Below are 22,548 nucleotides of genomic sequence, written 5' to 3' on the forward strand. Positions count from 1 at the left end.
TTAGATAAAGCGATCCTAGCGAAGCGCCATCGGGTTAATGAAATGGCGAAATTACAGAATCCAAGTCGTTGGTCAGGAAAGTCTAGAGATTGGACGATGATCAAGGAAGTAAATTTGAATCCAGAGAAAAAAGAAGAAGTGCGGGCGGCATAAAATTTAACTTGATGCGACAACTAACTTGAAAAACACCGCTACACAGAGTTAAAAAGATTGGTTTTGTTGCTTCTCCTGGTTTTCTCCTTCACCTCTCGGTGGTAAGTTAGTTACTTTTATAACCCTTCAAGGCATTTTTAAACAAAAGCAAAGCACGTCTATAGGTAAATTCAGCCATGGCATTGTAAATGATGGGCTTTTTCACTAACTCCAAAAGCGCAGCGTCTCTTAACCTCTTGGTGAAGAGTGGGCATAAAAAAAGGCGTTAATATTAACGCCTTGTTTATTATATTGAGCTGATTACAACATCGGTTTTAACACATCAAATATGGCTTCAATGTGGTCGTCTCTGTCGTTTAAAGCAGGGATGTATCGGTATTTTTCGCCGCCGGCTTCTTCAAAAATCTCACGGTTTTCACCTTCTAACTCTTCAAGAGTTTCGAGGCAATCGGCGCTGAACGCTGGGCTTATAATTGCAACGTCTTTAATTCCCTCAGCTGGCAGGCTTTCAAGCGTAGCATCGGTGTAAGGCTTTAACCATTCAGCTTTACCAAATCGGCTTTGGAAAGTGCTAATAACGTTATCTTTATCAAGGCCAAGTTTTTCAACAACAAGTCGTGTTGTTTGTAAACACAGGCAATGGTACGGATCGCCATTGTCTAAAAATAGCTTTGGCATACCATGGTATGAAAACACTATTTTTTGCGGCATGCCATTGGCTGCTAGGTCTTCACTTATGCTGTTAGCCAATGACTCAATATACGTGGTGTTTTTATGATAGCCATTTATAAAATGAAGCTCAGGAACCCAGCGCCATTTGCGTAGTACGCTTGATACGGCGTCAAATGTAGAACCCGTTGTTGGACTTGAATATTGTGGGTACATTGGCATGATAATAATGCGCGTAAGGCCTTTGTCTCTTAGCTCCTCAAGGCCTGCTTCTATTGAAGGATTGCCATAACGCATAGCCATAACAACTTCGGTGTTTGTGTAGCCTTTTTGCTTTAATAATGTGTTGAGCTTTTCGCTTTGTTGACGCGTAATGTGTGTGAGGGGCGACCCGTTTTCTGTCCAAATGCTTTTGTATAGCTTTGCTGAACGTTTTGGGCGTACTCGTAAAATGATGCCATGTAGTATGATCATCCATACAAGGCGCGGTATTTCGACTATACGTGGGTCAGACAAAAACTCGCGTAAGTAAATACGAAGTGCCGCGGCCGTTGGAGCATCTGGGCTCCCTAAATTAGTAAGTAGTATTCCCGTTTTTTGATTAAAACGCCCGTCGTGGGGATTGTCGGTTACGGCAGAAAATCGCGACACGTTGTGCTCCTTCAAGCAAAGTTATATTGATATTTTAGGCTTATTGTAACGAAAAAAAGCCTGCTTTAGATCAATCATTTAGCGCTTTTAATCATAATTCTAAAGGGGGTTGGTTTTTTAGCTTCAAGTTGTTGTAATTTTTCAATTGATTTACGGCTAAATACATGGCCTTTTGGTAGTAACATAATGCCGGTATGGCTCTGAAGCGTATTGCCCAGTACCATGTTCTCTTTGAGCTCTTGTGCGTTGCAAATATTAACTGAGCCTGCTGTGCTTTTCTTTTCTTTCATCTTATTGTGGCTGGCTTCAAGTGCTCGCACAATTTTAGGGTGATAAAATGTACCGCTGTATAGCTTTATAGTGTCGAGCGCGTGCTGGTGGTGCTCAGCTTCGTTATCGCCCACACTTTGCTCATATGCGTCCCAGTAATCACGTGCAACACTAAGTACCATGGCGCCAATGGGTATTTCGTTACCCGAAAGCCCTTTGGGTAACCCGTTGCCGTTATAGCGTTCAAATTGATAGTAAATAGCGTCAGACACGTCGTGTAAATGCAGTGCAGGCATAAGCATTAGTTGCGCGGTGCTGGGGTGAGTGTAAAAGGCTTTGCGTTGTGCTTCGGTAAGTTTGTTCACTGGCTTTTTATAAAGATCGGGGTCCATTGCAAGTAGCCCAATTTGCGCTAGATAACCAGCCGTTGGAGCAAGCTCTATACTTTTTTGTGATGCATTTAAATACAAGGCTATATGAGTACAGGTATTGGCAATGTTTTGCGCTTTATTACCGTCGAGATAGGGGTTAGCGTTAATAAAATTATAGAGTAGCTCTACGGTAGACTTATGCTCGTTTTTTTCTCGCTCATTGGCTTTTTCAAGCTGCCTGAGAACTTGTTTTATTTGTTTTGTGCGTTTTTCTACTCTGAGTTCTAACGACTGATTCAGTTCGGTTAACTGCGCATTTTGTTTTTTGACATGGGCTTGCAGTAACTCGTTGTGTTTTTTTAAACGAAACTTTTCTACGGCTGATTTTATAACGCTGATTAAGTGATCGTTTTGCCAAGGCTTTTGAATATAGGCGTTGATCCCCCCATCATTGACAGCACTGACCGTTGACTCTAAATCAGAGAAACCCGTTAATAAAATACGTTGAGTATCAGGAGCTAGCTTTTTTGCCTTTGCTAAAAATTCTGCGCCACTCATTTTTGGCATACGCATATCACTTATAACCACGTCAAACTGTGTGGCTGACATTTTTTGAAGCGCGTCGTGCCCGTCTGTCGATACAACCACATTAAATTTGTTCATGCGCAACAATCGTACAAGTGACTTTAAAACACTTGCTTCGTCATCTAGGCATAAAATATGCGCAGGTCGATTGTTAAATTCTTCTAGTTCAGAGGTTTTTTGCATTAAATAAGGCCAGCCAATTCTGATATATAGTTAAATTTAGTCTAACCTGGGCGTATAAACAACTGAATTGATAGATTTTAATAATTATGATGTATTTTACTAATGCGTGAATTTAAGGCCTTTGAAAAATAACAAAAACTCAGCATGAAAGGCTAATTTGTAGGATAATTTTTTGCAGAAATCACTAATTACTTCTACTCTAAAACAGAGGGTTACGTACTAATATTGTATAGTGAGGACTGTATGCCAATACCGGTTACGATAGCTGATGACTCAGCACTTTCAAGAAAAACAATTAAACGCGCACTCCCTGAAGATTGGGATATAACTATTCATGAAGCTAAAAATGGCGTAGAGGCATTAGAAGCTGTGCATACTGGGTTAGCAGAGGTACTTTTTTTAGACTTACAAATGCCACAAATGGATGGTTTTGAAGTATTAAAAGAGCTACAGCAGGAACACCAAAAAACCATAGTGATAGTAATTAGTGCTGATATTCAACCAGCAGCACAGGCGCTTGTTAGCTCAATGGGCGCTTTTAGGTTTTTACAAAAGCCTTTAAAGGCTGATCAATTACGCGAAACCTTGCTGGATGTTGGTTTGTTATGATTGAAATAAATGAAGATGAGCGCGATGCGCTTCAAGAAATAATGAACATTTCTATGGGGCAGGCGGCCGATGCACTTGCACGCCTTATTCAAACTAAGGTGTCGTTGTCTATTCCTGCTATTCAAGCAATGTCTCCTGAAGACTTTCAGGGGATGATTAATAGCCTCTCTGATAATTGGTTTGCACGGCAGTCTTTCACGGGCACCATTCGTGGCGAAGTGATAATGAGCATGCATAAAGATGGCTGTAATGCGTTAGCAGAGGTTATGGACTTTGATTTACCACTTGATGATGCCGCTACAGAAGAGCTTGTTTTAGAAGTTACCAATATTTTATCTGCTGCTTGCTTGCAGGGATTTACAAGCCAGCTTGAGTTATCGACGCAATTGAATATGCCTGCGTTTTATTACCCATTACAATCGGTGCATAGCAACGAGTGGTCGTCTATTTTAATTATAGAAGTAGAGTTTTTTATAGAACAAATGCAATTTGATGCGCGCATACTCATTGGCTTAAGCGAAGGCTCAATTGAACAACTGTTAATACCCATAAAAGCTTTATTGGAGGATTAATGGAGAAAAGTGAGTTTGAGCGGGTCATTGAACAGCTTCCTATTGGTGCATGCATTATAAACCAAGATATGACCATCACATTCGCTAACCCTACATTTTTAGGTGGTTTAACTATTCGCCAGCCCGACCTAGTTGGTCAGCACTTATTAAGCGTATTTGAAGAGCAAGCACGTTTTTTAAAACGTAAAATTGACAGTGTACTTATTTTAAAAAATCCTAGCTTTAGTTATTGGCAACAACGCCCCCATGTATTTCCTATGCGCAGTAGTCGCCCTATTACAGGAGACGAGTCGCAAATGTACCAAAATGTGCAGTTTATGCCGCTTTCGAACGATAATGCCGAGGTTACGCATGTCAGCATTTTTGTGACCGATGTGACTGCAGAAGCCAGTTATTTTATTCAGCAATCTGACTTAAAAAATGTACTTGAAGAAGAGCATCAACAATTAAAAGCACTGCATCAAGAGTTAAAAGTAGCGCAAAAGCAAATGCTCCAGTCAGAAAAAATGGCGTCTATAGGTCAATTAGCTGCAGGGGTTGCACACGAAATAAATAACCCAATAGGGTTTGTAAGCTCAAACCTAGAAACGCTAAAGGATTATGCGTTAAAGCTGATAAAAACAACGCAGACACAAAAAAAAATCATTGTAAAACAAGCAGAAGAAAGATTTATAAAATTACTCGAGGATGTATACGAACGTCACGGTGTTGACTTTATTGTAGAAGATTTACCAGAGTTACTTGATGAGTCGCTAAATGGTGCTGAGCGAGTTAAAAAAATTGTGAATAGTTTACGAGATTTTGCACTAAACGATGAAGAAGGCTGGGCAGAAGTAGACCTATACGCCGAAATTGAATCTACGTTAGTTGTGCTTAAAAATGAGCTTAATTATAAAGTGCAGGTTGAAAAAGACTTACCCCAGGAGCCGGTATTTATAGATGGTAAAGCTGGAAAAATAAGGCAGCTTTTATTTAATGTGATTTTAAATTCGCTGCAGGCAATGAGCTCTGGAGGAACGCTTACCATTGACTGCAAGAAAAATGGCGACAAAATAACATTATTAATTAAAGATACTGGTGCCGGTATTGCTGAGTCTGACTTGGAACGCATTTTTGATCCGTTTTTTACAACTAAAGAAATTGGACAAGGAACGGGGTTAGGTTTGTCTGAGGTGTATACAATTATTGAAGAGCATGAGGCTGGTATAGACGTGTTGAGCAAAGAGGGGGAAGGCACTTGCTTTACGTTTGTATTTAACACTTTTAAAGCGCCTTTAAATTAATCTATTTAATGGCAATTTTAGCCGTGTACATTAAGACCCTATACGTATTGTAGTTATTAATATAAGTTAGTCTATTCCTAGTTGTATTGTATTGCTTTTTGTTGCGCTGTGTGGTTTTTTAGGATTGTTTTTTGAGTAATAAATAGCAGGCGCTATTTTTACAATGGGGCTATGAGCTAAAACATGTTAACTATAGCCATATCAGTTTAAATGACGATAGGTGCATTATGCGCTGTCGTATTAGCCGTTTTAATCTTTATTTAGGATTAAATAACAATGGGAGCCAATAGTGGAACCTAGTATCCTTTTGGTTGATGATGAAGAAAATGTATTACGGTCTTTAAAGCGCGTGCTAAAGCGTGCCGGCTTTAAAAAAGTAGCGTTAGCGGCTAGTGGCCCAGAAGCATTGGCTTACTTAAAAGTGCATGATGTATCAGTGATTGTTACCGATTACAGAATGCCTAATATGACAGGGGCCGACTTACTCAGAGAAACCAAAAAACATTGGCCAGATATAATAAACATAGTGCTTAGTGGTCATGCCGATTTTAATTCGGTTGTTGAGCTTCTTAATCAAGGGCTTGCGATTAAGTTTTTACAAAAGCCATGGGACGAAAACGAGCTGGTTGACACAATTAAACAAGCACAAAAGCTTTATTGCAGACGCATTGCACAGCACGAGCGTGATCAACTACTCCTTGGGAGCGTAACGGCACTTATTGAAATAAATGACCAAGGTAAAATAACTCGCTTTAATGCCCCCGCCCAGACTATTTTCCCTGGGTTATACAGCTATGTTGATGATTACATAACCAGTATAGATTCACAGCAAAACAAAACTGACTTAACGGCTTTTTTAAATAACAAAACCGACATGCTATTTATTGCTCGTAAATGTCCCGATAGCGACAAAGAATACGAGTTTATTTTGGAGCGATATTGGTCTGATGATTTTTGTCAGTTACTGAAGCTGTCGGTTAACCCGAGTAAATCGAGTAACAAAATTTTAATAGAAAGCTTTGGCGAGTTTCTTATTAAAGAGCCCGCTTTTTATCAACAGCTAAATGATTATGAAAGTGAAAATACCAGTTACACGGTTATTTTTATCGGTATTGCTAAATTTGAACTTATAGCTGATTTATTAGATTACCAAAGCGCTTACGAATTTACACATTTGCTTGCAAAAGTACTGCACAATACCCTTGGTGAAAAGGTAAGAATGTGTCAAAAGCACTCTAACCAGTTTATGTTATCTGTGCCTCACGCAAGTAACGATGCCACATTACTTGCCGCACTTAATAAAACAATGACCTTATTTACCGATGCTATCCCCCAACGTTACAAAGGAATGAGTTTAGAGCTTTATGGCGTGTACGGCATTTTTCCTGACGATGTTTTAACGGGCAAAGAGTTAGTTAACCACCTTAGTTTGAATATGAACTACTTGGCTAAAAAACAGCAACGATTTTTTACCCGCTTTGATGCAGAGCTTGTGAATGACTACCGAAAAAACTTTGAGTTAAGCCGGTTATTATTTAAAGCGATTGATAATGAAGAATTTAGTTTGTGTTTTCAGCCTAAAATAGATTTAAAAACAAATAAAGTAAGTGGCGCCGAAGTGCTTATTCGTTGGTACGAACCAACAAAGTATGGGTGGGTGTCTCCTGGTTTATTTATACCTATTTCAGAATGCGATGGCCAAATTATTGCTATTAGCCGATTTGTCATTTCTCAAAGTTTTAATCAGCTTAAAACTTGGCAAGAGCAAAAAATAGAGGTTGGGAAATTAGCTATTAATTTATCAGCTCGGCAAATAAAAGAAGATCCGCAGTGGATTGATTTTATGCTAGCGCGCCTAAAAGAAAATGGCCTGAGTGCATCGAGTATTCAGTTTGAACTTACAGAGACGTATTTAATGGATGATTTACACGAATGTCAGCTACAAATAACAAGGCTCCGCGACTTGGGTTTTGAAGTGCAAATTGACGATTTTGGCATTGGTTATTCATCGCTTGCGTATCTTTCTAAGTTATCTATTGATGCGATTAAATTAGATAAAGAGCTTATTAGTGGTTTGGACTCATCACTTGAAATGCAAAGCATGATCAGAAACATTGTGCGCATGTCGCATGATTTAAACCTTAAAGTCATTGCAGAAGGTGTTGAAACTGTGCACGAGTGTAAGTTAGTTGGAAAGCTGGGCTGTGATTATATACAAGGCTTTTACTTTTCTAAACCTTTGCATGCTGATGAGTTTTGTCGCTATTTAACGATTAAAAATAAGTGCGATACTCAATGAACACAATGACCATCGTTTTATTTGACGACGAGCGTTTTATTTTAAAGGCTCTACAAAGAACAATTAATCGAATTTACCCTGTTGCAGACGTAATTACGGTTACTGAATTAAATGAGTTTTGGTCGATCCTTAATAAAAATAAAACCATTGATTTAGTCATAAGCGATTATTTAATGCCGCATATTAATGGGCTTGATGTGTTAGAGCGCTGCTTGACTGAAAACCCTTACCCGGTTAGGGCGCTGCTGACAGGCGATTTATCGTTAACTTCAAAAATGCGGCAAAGTAACGTTGTGCATATGTACCTTGCAAAACCATTTAGTAAAGATAATTTAATCTTGTTATTTGAAAATGTTGCCGATTTAAAGGCGTTGCCATTTTCAGATACGATGAGACGCAAGTTAGGCTCAATGCCTAGCTTTCCTGTTTACCCTTTACTACTTAAAGAGCTTAACAACCTAATAAACAGTTGCGATTACGACTTGGCTAACGTTGCTGAAGTGGTAGCTAAAGAGCCAATTATTGTAGCTAAATTACTACAACTTGCTAACTCGGCTTATTTAGGGTTTACGAGTGAAACGAGTTCAATTGAAGAAGCGGTGTCTCGCCTTGGAACAACTATATTATTATCAATTAGTGCATCGTTATTAATAGCTCAAAACAGCCAATCATGTTTATCTGCTAGTGAGCATGAACAACATTTATCTCAAGCTACACATTACGCGAGCTGTGTTAAAAAATTTGCACAACATATAAAAATGAGCCAAAAAGAACAGGCGCTGCTTTTTTCTGTTGCACTGTTAAGTTTTGTTGGCAAATTAATAAAGCTTGAAGGGGAAGAGAAAAGTGATTTAAGTGCAGAAGAACCGTTACCTGAACACTGCATTTCTTATTTACACATTTCTGCTTATGTGATGAAACTTTGGGGTTATAGCTCTCAAGTGTGTTCATTAATTATAAACTCTAGCGAGCTACAAGCGTCTGATAACAAGTTAGGTAATGTATTGTTTATTGTTCAGCAAAAGCTTTTTTATAAAGAGTCGAACGAAGCTTTAATTACTTTTTGCCAACAGCATGAGGTTGACTCATCAATTTATGAAGCAATTGGCACTTTTGATTGGTGATAAATCAAAGCGGTCATTACTTTTGTTTTCATTAATAAAGCTACTTAGGTTGCGTGTTTAGAATTTGCGAACTAAATATTAAAGCAATAGCTATAGGGATTCTGGCATGAATGAAGTAGAAAGTAATTTAGAGAGTGCACTTATAGACGAGCAAGCAAAACGTAAACAGCTCGAAAAGCAAATCAACGAAAAAGAAGCCGAACTAGCGCGTTATAAAAAAATGTTAGTGCAGAGTACTAAAATGGCGACTTTAGGTACTTTGAGCGTTGATGCAGCTTCAGAAATAAACACGCCTTTACTGAAAGCTATTGGTACTGTTGATAGCTTTAATTATTCGAGCCAAATTATCACCTCAGTATTAAATATAAGTGAGCAATACTTAAACGGTGAGTTAAAAGAAAGCCAGTTTAAACACGAGCTTGATTTGCTTAATTTACAACACCCATTTGCTTGGATCAGTAATGATTTGTCACCAAGAATAAAAGAAAGTGCCAGCACCCTAAAGCAGGTTAATTATTGTGTTCAAAACTTGCTAAACTTTATGGACTCTAATGAGCACCACGCAATGCAACTTGTTAACATGGCTGATGTTGCTAACAACATACTGCGTTTACTCGAAAGCCAGCTTAAATTATGTGCAGTTAATACTCACTTTGAAAATACCCCCCCGATATATTGCAATTTAGCATCAACTAATCAGCTATTTGTTAATCTACTCCTTAATGCCAGAGATGCATGCGAGCATAACGACACTAAAGGGTGCATTGTTGATGTGAGTATTTTTGAAAAAGATAATTATATTTGTGTTGAAATAAAAGATAATGGCTGTGGTATGTCAAACCAGGTTCAAGAGCAGATGTTTGACCCTTTTTTCACAACTAAAGAGGTGGGTAAAAATACTGGTATGGGGCTCACGCTTGTGCAATCAATTATGCAAGAACACGCAGGAAAGGTGCACGTTAATAGTATTTTAGAGACAGGTACATCCATTTCATGCTTATTTCCCTTAAAAGCATAACTTTGCATATAAATACCCTTTGTAAATAAGGTGTTAATTACTTGTTTTATAATTTCAATTCTTTATTTGCTTTAATTTTAACCGTTCTGAGGTTGTTTTTTCTTTAGTTGAATTTAATTTGCATACTTAGGTCATAAATTTAAATTTTTTCATTTCTTTTTGCTTGTATATGTTGCTAGGATGTTCCTCATTGGCGATACACAATCGCTATATAAATTATAAGAACACACATAAACAGGGTCGTCACTATGTCAACATATCGTTTAAATACACTTGCAGTGTCAGTTGCGTTTGCAGTATGCGCACCAGGCGTTGTAAATGCACAAGAAGCTCCCGTTCAAGCTGTCAAAAATATTGAGCAAATATCTGTTTTAGGCTCACGAGTCTCAAATCGCACATCAACCGAGTCATCTTCGCCAATAGATTTAATAGACTCGGATGATTTAAATAAAGGCGGTTATACTGAGCTTGGCCAAAGCTTACAAGCAACAGCCCCTTCATTTAATTTTTCGCGTACGCAGGTCTCTGATGGTTCTGATTTATTTAGACCCGCGACCTTGCGTGGTTTACAGCCCGATCAAACACTTGTACTGGTTAATGGCAAGCGCCGTCATAATCAATCTATTTTTGGCCTGAATGGTACTGTGGGGGCAGGTGCTGCGGGTACCGATATGAACGCAATTCCGTTAACTGCGCTTAAAGGTGTTGAAGTACTTCGTGATGGCGCAGCGGCAAAATATGGCTCTGATGCAATAGCGGGTGTAATCAATTTATCACTTAATAATTCAACAGGTGTAACAACGGGCTTTGTTCAGTATGGCGGCACAAGCGAAGGCGATGGCGATACGGTTACTGCAGGCTTAAACCGTGGTTTTGAGTTAGGTAGTGAAGGCGGTTTTATTAATTTATCACTGGAGTATCGAGATGCCGACGGGACTAACCGTGCAGAGCGCGATACAGGGGGGTCATTAAATGTAGAACCTGGAACGCTTTCAGAGGATGTTCGTTGGGGACAGGGTAACGCGGATAGCGAATTCACATCGCTGTTTTATAATATGGCACTGCCTGTTGGCGATAGCGAACTTTACTCGTTTGGTGGTTACTCAGAGCGAAGCGCGTTAGGTAATGGTTTTTATCGTAACTTTAATGAAGCGTCTAAAAACGTGACTCAAGTTTATAGTGATGGTTTTTTACCGCGTATATACAATGAAGCACAAGACCTTTCATTTGCAATAGGGTTTAAAGGCGACATAAACCCAGATTGGACTTACGATGTGTCGGCTGTATATGGTGAAAACGAATACGACTTTACCTCGCGTAATACCTTAAATGCGTCATACGCAGCTGAGTACTTATTTAATAACCCTGATGCAAGCGATGCTGATATTGCAGCCAATGCAGGCCCAACAGGTGGTTATTCAGGTGGATTTAGATTTGATCAAACTACATTTAATGCTGATTTTAACGGTATTGTAGATATTGGTCGCAGTGAACCATTATACGTAACTATTGGCGCTGAGTACCGAAAAGAAAACTACGAAATAGTCCCGGGCAGCCAAGCGTCGTATGCCTGTGGCTTAGCTAATACTGACACTTCATACCCTTCAGTTAATGATGAAAACCAATTTGCGCAGTGTGGTTTCCAGGCTTACAACGGCCTTCGCCCAGAAGCGGCAAACGAGAGCGATCGTAATAGTTATGCCGTATTTGTTGATGTAGAAACAATGATCACAGATGCATGGAATGTCAGTGGTGCACTGCGCTTTGAAGACTTTTCAGATGCGGGTGACGATTTAATAGGTAAACTAGCAACGCGTTATGAGTTTAATAATGACTTTGCTGTTCGTGGTGCGGTATCAACTGGCTTCAGAGCGCCTTCATTACAACAAAGTGGTTATACTGCGTTTACAACGAACCTAGGTTCTGACGGTTCGTTAACCCAGTCATTTACTGCCAACACTGGTACGGCATTCCCAAGTGCATTAGGTGTAGATACGTTAAAGCTTGAAACTTCAACTAACTACAGTGCGGGTTTTGTTTACGATGTAAGTAGTGAGCTTTCGCTTACTGTTGATTTTTACCGTGTAGAAATTAAAGACCGTATAACACTAGGTAGTTTGCTGTCGGCCGACGACGTCTCGTTTAGTCCAGACGCGCTTGCTGCACTGCAAGCAACCGGTGCAGTACAAGCCAATTACTTCTCAAATTCCGTTGATTCTACTACGCAAGGTGTTGATATTATTGCTTCATACCGTACTGAAATCGACGGCGCTAATTTAGGTGTTACTTTCGCTGGTAATTTGAACGACACTAAAATTGATAACGTTAATGCTGAAGAAGGCATTCCAGAAGCGGTTGCCTTTGATGACTTACAACGTAGCTTTTTTACTGATGGGCAGCCAAGTGAACGTGCAACACTGACATTTGATTATGAGCGTGAAGCTTATACTTCTACGCTTCGTTTTAATTACTTTGGCGAGACCGATGTAAAGTATTTTGGTAACGACCACATTTCATTACCCGGTGAGCTTTCGCCAACGGGCTCGTTTAAACCAACAAGTACTGTTGAAGCTGCTGTATTGGTTGATGTGAACGTAAGTTATGACATTAATGAGATGTTTACGCTTTCGGTTGGTGCCGACAACGTATTTGATGAAACACCTGATGAGTTAGGTGATGATGAAGTGCTAAACTTTATCACCAATGGTGCGTTTAAATACCCTGTACGTGCATTGCCTTATGGTTTTGACGGGCGTACTTACTACGCAAAAGTAAGCTTTGAATTTTAATTATTTGAGCTAAAAACTATTTAACCTGAGCTCTGGCTAGAGATAGATTTATTATCCAGCGTTCAGGTTCTTTACTAAGCGCAGTTATTTACTGCGCTTTTTTTATGCCTATTTATTATGAAAAAATAGCGTTGTGTAATGATAAAAATACTTGCAAGGTTGAAAATTAGGCATACAATCGCCACTTATTTAAGGACTTACTGTTGTTAGTGAGTACTCAATCTATAGGAAATCAAATGGCTAAAAAATCGAATAACAAATCGGTAAATAAAAGCGCAGTAGACACCGGTCGTGGTGTTATTAATCATAATGCGCTGGCGGCTTTAGTAACCTCTAAAGTGTTTAAACCACAAGTGGTAAAAGCTAAAAAAGGGAAAGGCTCGTTTAAACGCAGCAGCAAACACGTAGGACGAGAGTCTTATTTAATCGCGGCTTAAATAGCACCGATCAAATAAGACTTTTAAGTGCCTACTTTTTGCCAAACATACGTGTAAGTGTGTTGTCTTTATCAATAATATGGTGCTTTAAGGCGCCCACAATATGTAAACCTAACGCGATAAGAAGCGCATTTGCTGTAATACCGTGAACGGTTTTACCTAAATCTGACCAGCTTTCGCTAAATGGCATGCTTTTTTGTGGGTTTTCTGGGTTAGGATTATGCGGAATAATTTCTAGCCCAAATAAGTCTACGCCATGCCCGCCCATACCAGAGGTTATTAATCCTGAAATTGGCATTAGTAACATGCTAATTATCAATACGTAGTGAATAACTTTAGCGAGTATCATTTCATACTGTGGATGGGTATTAGTGTGTTTTGGCCAGCCATTTATAATGCGCCACGTTACTCTTAATAAAGCAAAAGCAAAGAGTAATACCCCAAACGATTTATGCCAGCTCATTAGAAAAAACGCTTTAAAGTTTTCCATGTACAGCCCTGAGCCTAATAACCCAATAATAAGCACCGCTACAATCCAATGTAGGCTGATTGTGGTTTTGCTCAGCGTGAGAGGTGTATCTTTTATAAGTTTCATACAGTTTATTCCTAACGTTAATACTTAAAAAGTTTTGAATATGTAGTTATACAGTTGAACAAGCTACATTGATGCAGTTAGCTTAAATTATAGAGGGTCAAAGTAGGGTTAACGAAATTGGCAAATACAAAATAATTTACTCGGTGATAAGTTTGGCGGTAGGCGAAGAGCCTGCTCACGCGAGATGCGGAGCATCTAATTACTTAAATTATTAGGTGTTGCAAAGCACTTAAAACCCTATTTTTGACTTATTGATCTTCAATAAAAATGCACAAAGAGAAGAGAATGAGGAGTAAATGAGAAGTGAAAGCTGCAGGCGCGAAGCTTGCTCGCGCAAGATGCTATTTACTTCTCTAAAAGCGAAGCGCCTCTTAATCTCTTTGTGAATGCATTAGCTTTATTTACGAGCTATCGCTCGTCACGCCAGCAAGCTGCGCGTCTACAGGGAATTTTACCGTTGAGTTAAATTTGGCGGTAGGCGTAGAGGTTGCTTACACGGGATGCGCAGCATCTAATAATCTAAGTCACTTTCTTTTAAATTATTTGCTATGGTTTTTGATGGGTTCTCACCAAAAAGCTGCGTATAGTCTTTAGCAAATTGCCCTGCATGCCAAAACCCCCAGTTTGCAGCAATGACTGAAATTGACTTGGTTTGACCAACTAATTTAAGTTCACGCCGTACATTATTTAAACGCGATAAGCGTAAAAATCGCAGCGGGTTAATACCTAATATACTTTCAAAGCTGTACTGTAAAGTTCGCCTGCTAACATGTGTGAGTTCGCATAGCTGTGTAATAGTCACTGTGCTCTGTGGATCAGCTTTAATATATTCTTTTACTTTGTCTACCACGGCTTTGCGATGCTTATAACTTGGCGCAATGTTGTGCTGCTGACTTTCAGTTTTTAATAAATTTAGCGCAAGCATGTAAAGCATTTCTTGTTGTAAATTGGCGTTTAAGCCATGGGCACCATGATTAACCATGCTGTTAATAATACTGCGCGCTCTGTTGAGAGTTGGGCTATTTACTGTGAGTCGCTCTGCGCCGAAGGCATTTATGTTTTGTAAATTAATACCGTGTAGTTGCGCCATGCATTCAATTGATTGCCAGTTAATCACTACCCCATAAATATTAAATTTTTCAGGTGTTATTAATTCAAAATCGCTGTGACTACTGCGGCACATAAATTGGTTATTTAGAACATCTAAGCCATTAATTTTACTTTCGCACGATGTTTTAGGAATACCCAACCAAATAGAGTCATCGGCAATAACACATTGCTGGCGAAGCGCACGCTCTGTGTACTCTTCAAATACGTGAATATTAGAATGGGCAACGCCTTCAATACAACCAAAAAAGCCACCCTCGCTGACCTGATCATACTTTTGTTGCCAATTGATTAGGTTACTTGCTTGTTCATCAATATCGTGAGTATGTACTTTGCTCTTTTGTGGTGCGTTAGATAAATGCTGATGCGCCATTTTGGATTCGCTCTTTATTTTGTATTGCTTATTGAGGAACTTTAACCGCGTGTTAAATGCCTTAAATTATTGAATTATATTTAAAAAACCGATTTGCCAAAATTCGATAGTGCTTTGGTACGAATTAAGCTTTTAGTACTTAAATGACAAATAACTATAAATAATGCTGCAGCAAAACCTGTACCAAGGTTTGAAAGAGTTAGATGAGGTAAAGAATGGGGCAAACGTATCGCTACACGCTTGGTACAAAAACCTACCAATTTAGAGATTTAGCCGAATTGATGGCTAAAGCGACCGCGCAGCGTTCGGGCGATAGGTTGGCTGGCGTTATTGCGCAGTCGGCGCAAGAACGAGCCGTGGCACAAATGACATTAGCTGAGGTGCCACTTAAAACATTTTTAAATGAAGCGTTAATTCCTTACGAAGACGACGAAATAACACGTCTAATTTTAGACGATCACGATGCACACGCATTTAAGGCAATAGCGCATTTAACTGTTGGAGGTTTTCGTAATTGGTTATTGAGTGATTTTGCCACCCCAGGGGTATTAGCCAGTGTAAGGGCCGCAATAACCCCTGAGATGGCCGCAGCAGTTAGCAAAATAATGCGTAATCAGGATTTAATTTTAATTGCTAAAAAATGCCATGTAACCAGTGCATTTAGAAATACGATTGGTTTGCCTGGGCATTTATCAACGCGTTTACAACCTAATCACCCAACCGATGATATTAATGGGATTGCGGCCAGCATGTTGGATGGCTTGCTTTACGGGAATGGTGACGCGGTAATAGGTATAAACCCTGCCACCGATAATGTAGCTCAGGCCATTAAGCTAATGACGCTAATGGATGATGTTATACAAAAATACGAAATTCCAACACAAAGCTGCGTGCTGACTCATGTAACTAATACGATTGAATGCATTGAAGCTGGTGCACCAGTTGATTTGGTTTTTCAGTCAGTAGGGGGCACAGAGGCAACAAACACAAGCTTTGGTTTTAATTTAAATACGCTCGCTGAAGCGCAAGATGCCGCGCTTAGTTTAAAGCGCGGCACGGTGGGCAGCAATGTCATGTATTTTGAAACCGGGCAAGGTAGCTCGCTTTCAGCAAATGCGCATCATGGGCTTGATCAACAAACATGTGAAGCACGAGCATATGCTGTGGCAAGAAAGTTTAATCCGTTACTTGTTAATACAGTTGTGGGGTTTATTGGCCCAGAGTATTTATTTGATGGCAAAGAAATTACCCGCGCGGGTCTGGAAGACCACTTTTGTGGCAAGTTGCTTGGTATTCCTATGGGTTGTGACGTGTGCTACACCAATCATGCAGAAGCCGACCAAAACGACATGGATAACTTACTTACGTTATTAGGTGTAGCGGGGTGTTCGTTTGTAATGGGGATCCCTGGTTCTGACGACATTATGTTGAATTATCAAACCACGTCGTTTCACGATGCGTTGTATGTACGCCGTGTACTGGGTTCAAAACCCGCACCTGAATTTGAGGCATGGCTGAGCAAGATGAAAATAATGCAAAGCACTGAAAATGTGACTTTGTCAGACTCATTACCTGCGGCGTTTGTAAAGCCACTTAACGCGATTTCAGGAGGGAACTAATGGCAAATAACCCTAAAGCTTTAAATGTAAACACCAATCATAAAAGTAATGGCAAGGTGGTACATAATCCGTGGAGTGATTTACGCCGCTTTACTGATGCGCGAATTGGCCTTGGTAGAGCCGGGATTAGTTTACCGACTTCAGAAATGCTGGCGTTTCAGTTATCTCATGCCCAAGCCCGCGATGCAGTGAGTTTTCCGCTGGATATTAATCAAATGAAAAATAGCCTTGGTGTTTTAACTCCCCGCACTCCTATTTTGCATTTACATAGCCAAGCGGGTGATCGAGTAAGTTATCTTCAACGCCCTGATTTAGGGCGTAAGTTAAGTAAAAAAAGCCAAGATATTTTGCTTGATTTTATGGCAGAGCAAAAGCAAACCACACCTTTAAATTACGATTTGGCTCTTGTCGTGGTCGATGGTCTTTCGTCACTAGCAGTACAAAAAAATGCGCACCCATTTATTAGTGAACTGTTGGCACAACTGGGCAAAAATCAGCAACTTAAACTAGCGCCAATAACCTTAGTAGAACAAGGACGTGTAGCCATTGGCGACGATATTGGCGAGTTATTAAATGCGCAAATAGTCATGGTGCTAATAGGTGAGCGCCCAGGGCTTAGCTCGCCTGATAGTTTGGGGCTTTATTTAACATGGGCGCCAAAAACAGGGTTAAACGATGCGTGCCGAAATTGTATTTCAAATATTCGACCTGCGGGTTTGTCTTATGAAGAGGCGGCTCGCCGTGCTGTGTATTTAGTACGCGAGGCCAAAAAGCTCAAGTTAACAGGCGTTAACCTAAAAGATCGAACACAAGATAATGTAATTGAACATCAGCAACCTAATACCCACTTTTTAATTGGCTAATAGTAAGCAATTAAAAATTAAAACAATAAAAATGAAGCATCAACGGAGATAACAATGTCGAATAATAATTCAGAATACCTTGCCAAAAGGCAATTAAAAAGCGGTACCGCAGGCTGGTTATTACTAGCCGGTCTAGGGGTGTCGTATGTTATATCGGGCGATTTTGCTGGTTGGAATTTTGGCATAGCTGAGGCGGGTTGGGGTGGTTTTGCCATTGCAGCAGTGCTAATGGCAATTATGTATTTAACATTGGTACTTTCGCTGGCTGAAATGTCAGCAGCTATACCTGCAGCAGGAGGCGGATACAGTTTTGCTCGCCAAGCAATGGGCCCCGCTGGTGGCTATTTAACAGGCCTTGCCGTATTAATTGAATATGCTCTTGCACCCGCCGCTATTGTTATATTTATTGGCTCTGCGGTAGAAGCATTAACTGGGTTTAATGGCCCGTGGGTTTATGCGCTGTTTTACTTGGCATTTGTGGGCATTCACTTAGCGGGTGTAGGTGAGGCACTAAAAGTGATGATGGTAATAAGTGGGTTAGCGGTGCTTGCTATTGTTGCCACTGCGGTTGTGCTTGTAACTAATTTTGACGCAGCTAATTTATTTGATGTGGCGGTCAGCGACGCCGCTGGCGCAACTGAGTTTTTACCCTTAGGTTGGTATGGCGTATGGGCCGCACTGCCATTTGCTATGTGGTTATTTTTAGCCGTTGAGGGTGTACCACTTGCTGCAGAAGAAGCAAAAAATCCCGCTAAAGATGTGCCAAAAGGCATTATTGGAGCAATGGTATTTTTACTGTTCACTGCATTGTTAGTCGTGGTGTTAGTGCCCGGTGCTGCTGGTGCCAACGCCATGGGAGCAAGTGCAGTACCTTTAGTTGATGCGCTGAACGCCACGGGTAATACAAGCTTAGCCACGGTGGTCAATATTTTAGGCTTAGCGGGGTTGGTCGCATCGTTTTTTTCTATTATTTATGGTTATAGCCGTTTAGTGTTTGCCCTTTCACGAGCGGGTTATTTACCACAATCTTTGTCAATTACCACAAAGCGTAAAGTACCGGCTCGTGCGTTAATAGTGCCTGCTATTTTTGGTTTTATTGCCTCACTAAGTGGTGAAGGTGATTTAATGTTGGCAATGGCGGTTGTGGGTGCAACGGTATCTTACGCATTAATGGCATTAAGCCATATAATGCTACGTATTAAGCAACCTGAATTAGTTCGCCCTTATAAAACGCCTGGTGGTGTGGTTACATCGGGTATTGCACTTGTACTATCGCTTGTTGCACTTACAGGTGTATACGCCTTTGACCCTCGAGCGTTTTTATATACGGTAATTTTATTTGCATTGGGTGCGGCATATTATTTTGGCTACAGCTCTAAGCATTTAATGGCTAAAACGGCTGATGAAGAATTTGCTATGTTAGCTGATGCAGAATCTGATTTAGCAATGGCGGTAAACGAGGGGTAATAAAGGTTAAGGAATACCAATCTGCAATAATACTTAATCATTTTGCGGGGCTAAACGTTCAACACGTTTTACCACCCTCAAAATAGATCAGTTAATTAAACGAATTGGTATAAACCGATAAGGCAGGCTATAAACAGTGTTTTAGCCTGCTTTTTCTGAATTAGTCAATTTGGGCGGTTGAATCTCTAACTACCAGTTCAGGGGTATATTGCTTGATAATGTCGCGTTCGTTGCCATTACGAATTTGCGCAATTAATAAGTTAGCAGCATCTTGCGCTATTTGGTTGTTAGGCTGGTGAGCAGTGGTAAGCTTAGGCCATGTTTGGCGCGAAAACGGGCTATCTTCAAAGCCTGTAATTGATAATTGACTCGGTATGTCAATTTCCATTAAGCGCGCTGCAAATAGCGCACCTGCAGCGATTTCATCGTTACAAGACACAATAGCGGTTGGCCGGTTGGTTTGATTTATTAATACTTTAGCCCCTTCAACACCTGACTCAAACGAGTACTCTCCGGCAATGATCAACTGCGAGTCTATTTCAATATTATGCTGCGTTAAAGCTGCTTTATAGCCCTCTAATCGTTCTTTAGTTGAGTTATGCTCTAAACCACCTGCTAAAAAACCAATACGGGTGTGTCCATTATTAATTAAATGCTCAGTAATAGATTTCGAAGCGCAGTTATCGTCAATCATAATACACGGTGTTAACGTATCTGGTGCGCTGTGGCCCGATAGTATGCGCACAACTTTAATATTTAACTGCGTGAGTTTTTCTACAAAATTGGGCATTTCTGAAAAGGGCGGTGTGAGTAAAATACCTGCAATTCGCGTGCGCTTTACCATGTCGGTAATTTCATCTATTATTCGTGTTTCTTTCGCATCGCATGGGTGAATGAGTAGCTCAAAGCCTTGTTTTTTACAGGCATCTAAAATACCTCTTTGCATGTCTATGATGTAATAGGCATTAGGATTATCGTAAATATAAGCAATACTGTAAGCTTTTGTTCCTGCAAGGCTTCTTGCTGCTAAGTTTGGATGGTAGTTTAGCTTTTCAACCGACGCCATGACTTTTTCACGCGTATTGTCACGCACAGACGCTTCGTTGTTTATTACTCGCGATACCGTTTTTATCGATACCCCTGCATCTTTTGCCACGTCGTTTATTGTTGCTTTCATAAGCTTAATAGACCTTTAATATTATTTTTTTTGGCACTAATTCATTAGTTAATATCGACAGTTAAAATAGCGATAACTGCGCATTGGATATCATTTTTAATGAACAAATTATAAAGACATCCGTTGAGATTGATAGTTAATTTATTGAATGGGTATCGTAGATCATGAAAATCCTGAAATTTTTTATAAAAAAATGACTAATTTATTATTTATAAAATACAACACATTATGTAATTTATATGATTTATTATGTAAATATTTTGTATCTTTTTTGCGCTCGTATGTAGCTATGAAAATAAAAACGGTGTAAAGTCGCTCCGTAATGACAACGCTGTCATGTGGTTTGGCACACAATGACATGACACCGTAGCGCGTTGTTTATTTATAAAAAATACTGACACTCAGACACTAGAACACTAAAAAAAATGAAACACCAATAAGGGGAAACCAATGTCAAATTCACTGTTTAAAAAGGGAATGCTAGCTAGTTCAATTGCACTTATTTTATCTGGTAGCTTATCTGCTGCGGCCATTGCACAAGATGCGCAATTAGCACAAGAAGAAATGGAAGTTATTGAGGTTAAAGGGATCCGCAGTTCACTAAAAGAAAACCTTAATGCAAAACGCTTTTCTTCAAATGTGTCAGACGTGATCACGTCTGAAGACATTGGCAAGTTCCCTGACAAAAACGTTGCTGAAACACTGTCTCGTATTACTGGTGTTGCAGTTAGCCGTGAATTTGGTGAAGGTGAAAAAATCAGTATTCGTGGTGCTGGCCCAAAATACAACCGAACATTGTTAAATGGTCAAACGGTAGGTACTGCTGATTGGTTTATTTTAGATGAAGCAAACCGAAGCTTTAACTACACCATGCTACCGTCAGTTATTGTAAAAGGACTTGAGGTGAACAAATCACCTGTGGCAAGTATTGATGAGGGCTCTATAGGGGGCACTATTGTACTTAAAACACGCCGCCCGTTGGATATGGATGCCAACTCAGTTAGTTTGTCATTAGAAGGGCAGTATTCAGAAACATCTGGCGAAACAGACCCACAGTTAGCGGGAATGTATTCGTGGAAAAATGACGATGAAACATTGGGTGTTATGGTATCGGCTGTTAAGCAAGAACGTAATTTAGAGCGTCAAGGTTTTGAAGTGCTAGGTTGGGTTGAAAGCGACGATGATGAGTATATTGTACCTCGTAACATTGGTGCACCTAAATTTATTCAAAGCCGGGAGCGCGAAACCTTATTTGCAACCCTCCAATACGCACCGAACGATAACTTATTAATGACGTTAAATTATCTAGATTCGCAAATGGATGTAGACAACCAAAATTCTAACTTAATTAATTTTGCGTTTGGCGACCGCGCTGAAATTATTGCTAATGCGACTAAAGTTAAAAATGGCGCTATTTTAGCATCAAGCGCAGGCGGTAATTATGCTTACAATTACATTAATCGCGTATCAAGTACTGAAACAGATCAAGTACATCTTGATATTGACTACCAAGGCGACGGTTACAGCCTTAATTTTGAGCTAGGTAAAACCGCAGCGAGTGGGGGGACTTACCGTGAAACGTCTTGGGAATATGTTGCTGTTGGCTCAGGCTATGATTACGACTTAACGGGTACACCCAATGTAAATGTGGGTGTTAACGCCGCCGATGGTAATAACTTTGCAGCTGGATGGATTTGGGGCGGGGCAAAACCGACTACCGATGAAGAAACCTTTGCTCAGGCCGATTTAACATACGATGTTGAATTTGGCCCATTCACAGCAATAAAAACAGGTGTTAAATATCGCCAAGCAGAGCGAACTCAAGGGCGTCATGCTTATAGTTGGCATGCACCGTTTGCCGACGGTGGTGCAAATTCAGACAATTATCTAGATCACATTTTTGACACCTGCCCAACGCTTGCAACGTGTGGCTTAGATGCCAATGGCGCTACAAGTATTGATGCTGCTGTGACTGGTAATATTACTGAGCAAGTTTCACATAACCGTAAACTAATGGAAGAAATTGCCTTTAACGGTTTAAATGGAATATCTGCCAGTTATGCAATTCACGATAATTTAGCCGAAATTTGGGAAGTAGAAGAAGATATTTTAGCGCTGTATGTACAAGGTGATTTTTCTGGAGAGGGTTTCAGAGGTAATGTAGGTATGCGTTATGTAAGCACCGAGCAGACCTCTTATGGTTATGAATTTTCAGGTGATTCGTGGGGCTTAAATACAATTAATGGTGATTGGTTAACGCCAAGCGTTTTAAACTGGGTAAGCCAAGATAATGACTATGCTGAGTTTTTACCAAGCTTTAACATTGCTTTTGAT

General features: G+C 40.0%; 17 protein-coding genes. 12 read left to right on the top strand and 5 right to left on the bottom strand.

The window, feature by feature from the left end; all coding sequences use genetic code 11:
* Positions 1-453 precede the first annotated feature (453 nt).
* Both hemH and ATS71_RS09035 read right to left on the bottom strand, forming a co-directional pair.
* The gene (hemH, locus tag ATS71_RS09030; RefSeq protein WP_006793511.1) at positions 454-1,473 is read right to left on the bottom strand and encodes a ferrochelatase; all 1,020 of its coding nucleotides are present in this window, start codon (positions 1,471-1,473) and stop codon (positions 454-456) included.
* Between the two features lie 74 nt (positions 1,474-1,547).
* On the bottom strand, positions 1,548-2,882 hold the full coding sequence (locus ATS71_RS09035) for an HD domain-containing phosphohydrolase (RefSeq protein ID WP_058404534.1): 1,335 nt from the start codon (positions 2,880-2,882) through the stop codon (positions 1,548-1,550).
* A gap of 243 nt (positions 2,883-3,125) precedes the next feature.
* Here ATS71_RS09035 and ATS71_RS09040 point away from each other — a divergent pair, with 243 nt between their 5' ends.
* From ATS71_RS09040 to arfA, 8 genes are all read left to right on the top strand, one after another.
* Positions 3,126-3,491, top strand: a complete 366-nt coding sequence (locus ATS71_RS09040; protein ID WP_058404535.1) for a response regulator — start codon at positions 3,126-3,128, stop codon at positions 3,489-3,491.
* Positions 3,488-4,063 (top strand): chemotaxis protein CheX, encoded by a 576-nt coding sequence (locus ATS71_RS09045; RefSeq protein ID WP_058404536.1) that lies wholly within the window; start codon positions 3,488-3,490, stop codon positions 4,061-4,063. Before ATS71_RS09040 ends, ATS71_RS09045 begins: the two co-directional genes overlap by 4 nt.
* Positions 4,063-5,346, top strand: coding sequence for a PAS domain-containing sensor histidine kinase (locus ATS71_RS09050; RefSeq protein WP_058404537.1), 1,284 nt, complete (start codon positions 4,063-4,065; stop codon positions 5,344-5,346). Before ATS71_RS09045 ends, ATS71_RS09050 begins: the two co-directional genes overlap by 1 nt.
* Positions 5,347-5,635: 289 nt before the next feature.
* Entirely contained in the window at positions 5,636-7,645 is a 2,010-nt protein-coding gene (locus tag ATS71_RS09055; protein WP_058404538.1) for an EAL domain-containing response regulator, read from the top strand.
* A gap of 5 nt (positions 7,646-7,650) precedes the next feature.
* Positions 7,651-8,769, top strand: a complete 1,119-nt coding sequence (locus ATS71_RS09060; protein ID WP_235591448.1) for an HDOD domain-containing protein — start codon at positions 7,651-7,653, stop codon at positions 8,767-8,769.
* 106 nt (positions 8,770-8,875) lie between these two features.
* A complete protein-coding gene (locus tag ATS71_RS09065; RefSeq protein WP_058404540.1) occupies positions 8,876-9,787 on the top strand; it encodes a sensor histidine kinase in 912 nt (303 codons plus the stop codon).
* A gap of 248 nt (positions 9,788-10,035) precedes the next feature.
* Positions 10,036-12,576: a TonB-dependent receptor plug domain-containing protein gene (locus tag ATS71_RS09070; RefSeq protein ID WP_058404541.1), complete on the top strand. Its 2,541-nt coding sequence runs from the start codon at positions 10,036-10,038 to the stop codon at positions 12,574-12,576.
* Positions 12,577-12,812: 236 nt separating this feature from the next.
* Positions 12,813-13,013: an alternative ribosome rescue factor ArfA gene (gene arfA, locus ATS71_RS09075; protein ID WP_058404542.1), complete on the top strand. Its 201-nt coding sequence runs from the start codon at positions 12,813-12,815 to the stop codon at positions 13,011-13,013.
* Positions 13,014-13,044: 31 nt separating this feature from the next.
* On the opposite strand, the gene ATS71_RS09080 is transcribed toward arfA, so the two are convergent.
* Together ATS71_RS09080 and ATS71_RS09085 are read right to left on the bottom strand one after the other, a co-directional pair.
* Positions 13,045-13,608, bottom strand: coding sequence for a cytochrome b (locus ATS71_RS09080; RefSeq protein ID WP_058404543.1), 564 nt, complete (start codon positions 13,606-13,608; stop codon positions 13,045-13,047).
* A 511-nt stretch (positions 13,609-14,119) separates the two neighbouring features.
* Positions 14,120-15,088 carry a helix-turn-helix domain-containing protein gene (locus ATS71_RS09085; RefSeq protein WP_058404544.1) on the bottom strand — a complete coding sequence of 323 codons (969 nt, stop codon included), beginning with the start codon at positions 15,086-15,088 and terminating at the stop codon, positions 14,120-14,122.
* A gap of 215 nt (positions 15,089-15,303) precedes the next feature.
* Between ATS71_RS09085 and ATS71_RS09090 the strand changes: the two genes are divergently transcribed.
* Genes ATS71_RS09090 through eat form a run of 3 tightly spaced genes read left to right on the top strand, consistent with a single transcriptional unit; the run spans position 15,304 to position 19,037 of the window.
* Positions 15,304-16,707, top strand: a complete 1,404-nt coding sequence (locus ATS71_RS09090) for an ethanolamine ammonia-lyase subunit EutB (RefSeq protein WP_058404545.1) — start codon at positions 15,304-15,306, stop codon at positions 16,705-16,707.
* On the top strand, positions 16,707-17,570 hold the full coding sequence (gene eutC, locus ATS71_RS09095) for an ethanolamine ammonia-lyase subunit EutC (protein ID WP_058404546.1): 864 nt from the start codon (positions 16,707-16,709) through the stop codon (positions 17,568-17,570). Before ATS71_RS09090 ends, eutC begins: the two co-directional genes overlap by 1 nt.
* Positions 17,571-17,624: 54 nt before the next feature.
* Entirely contained in the window at positions 17,625-19,037 is a 1,413-nt protein-coding gene (gene eat, locus ATS71_RS09100; RefSeq protein WP_058404547.1) for an ethanolamine permease, read from the top strand.
* A gap of 160 nt (positions 19,038-19,197) precedes the next feature.
* Here the strand turns inward: eat and ATS71_RS09105 are convergent, their stop codons facing one another.
* Positions 19,198-20,214 carry a LacI family DNA-binding transcriptional regulator gene (locus ATS71_RS09105; RefSeq protein WP_058404548.1) on the bottom strand — a complete coding sequence of 339 codons (1,017 nt, stop codon included), beginning with the start codon at positions 20,212-20,214 and terminating at the stop codon, positions 19,198-19,200.
* A 450-nt stretch (positions 20,215-20,664) separates the two neighbouring features.
* Between ATS71_RS09105 and ATS71_RS09110 the strand changes: the two genes are divergently transcribed.
* A partial coding sequence (locus ATS71_RS09110) for a TonB-dependent receptor (RefSeq protein ID WP_235591449.1) occupies positions 20,665-22,548 on the top strand: 1,884 nt, incomplete at its 3' end.

Origin of the sequence: Pseudoalteromonas sp. H71 (genome assembly GCF_001468485.1) — a bacterium.
In the GTDB taxonomy this organism is placed as follows: Bacteria; Pseudomonadota; Gammaproteobacteria; order Enterobacterales; family Alteromonadaceae; genus Pseudoalteromonas.

Coding starts and splice junctions, on each gene's coding strand:
- ATS71_RS09035 (WP_058404534.1), bottom strand. CDS start 2,882: ATGCAAAAAACCTCTGAACTAGAAGAATTTAACAATCGACCTGCGCAT.
- ATS71_RS09040 (WP_058404535.1), top strand. CDS start 3,126: ATGCCAATACCGGTTACGATAGCTGATGACTCAGCACTTTCAAGAAAA.
- ATS71_RS09045 (WP_058404536.1), top strand. CDS start 3,488: ATGATTGAAATAAATGAAGATGAGCGCGATGCGCTTCAAGAAATAATG.
- ATS71_RS09050 (WP_058404537.1), top strand. CDS start 4,063: ATGGAGAAAAGTGAGTTTGAGCGGGTCATTGAACAGCTTCCTATTGGT.
- ATS71_RS09060 (WP_235591448.1), top strand. CDS start 7,651: ATGACCATCGTTTTATTTGACGACGAGCGTTTTATTTTAAAGGCTCTA.
- ATS71_RS09065 (WP_058404540.1), top strand. CDS start 8,876: ATGAATGAAGTAGAAAGTAATTTAGAGAGTGCACTTATAGACGAGCAA.
- ATS71_RS09070 (WP_058404541.1), top strand. CDS start 10,036: ATGTCAACATATCGTTTAAATACACTTGCAGTGTCAGTTGCGTTTGCA.
- arfA (WP_058404542.1), top strand. CDS start 12,813: ATGGCTAAAAAATCGAATAACAAATCGGTAAATAAAAGCGCAGTAGAC.
- ATS71_RS09080 (WP_058404543.1), bottom strand. CDS start 13,608: ATGAAACTTATAAAAGATACACCTCTCACGCTGAGCAAAACCACAATC.
- ATS71_RS09085 (WP_058404544.1), bottom strand. CDS start 15,088: ATGGCGCATCAGCATTTATCTAACGCACCACAAAAGAGCAAAGTACAT.
- ATS71_RS09090 (WP_058404545.1), top strand. CDS start 15,304: ATGGGGCAAACGTATCGCTACACGCTTGGTACAAAAACCTACCAATTT.
- eutC (WP_058404546.1), top strand. CDS start 16,707: ATGGCAAATAACCCTAAAGCTTTAAATGTAAACACCAATCATAAAAGT.
- eat (WP_058404547.1), top strand. CDS start 17,625: ATGTCGAATAATAATTCAGAATACCTTGCCAAAAGGCAATTAAAAAGC.
- ATS71_RS09105 (WP_058404548.1), bottom strand. CDS start 20,214: ATGAAAGCAACAATAAACGACGTGGCAAAAGATGCAGGGGTATCGATA.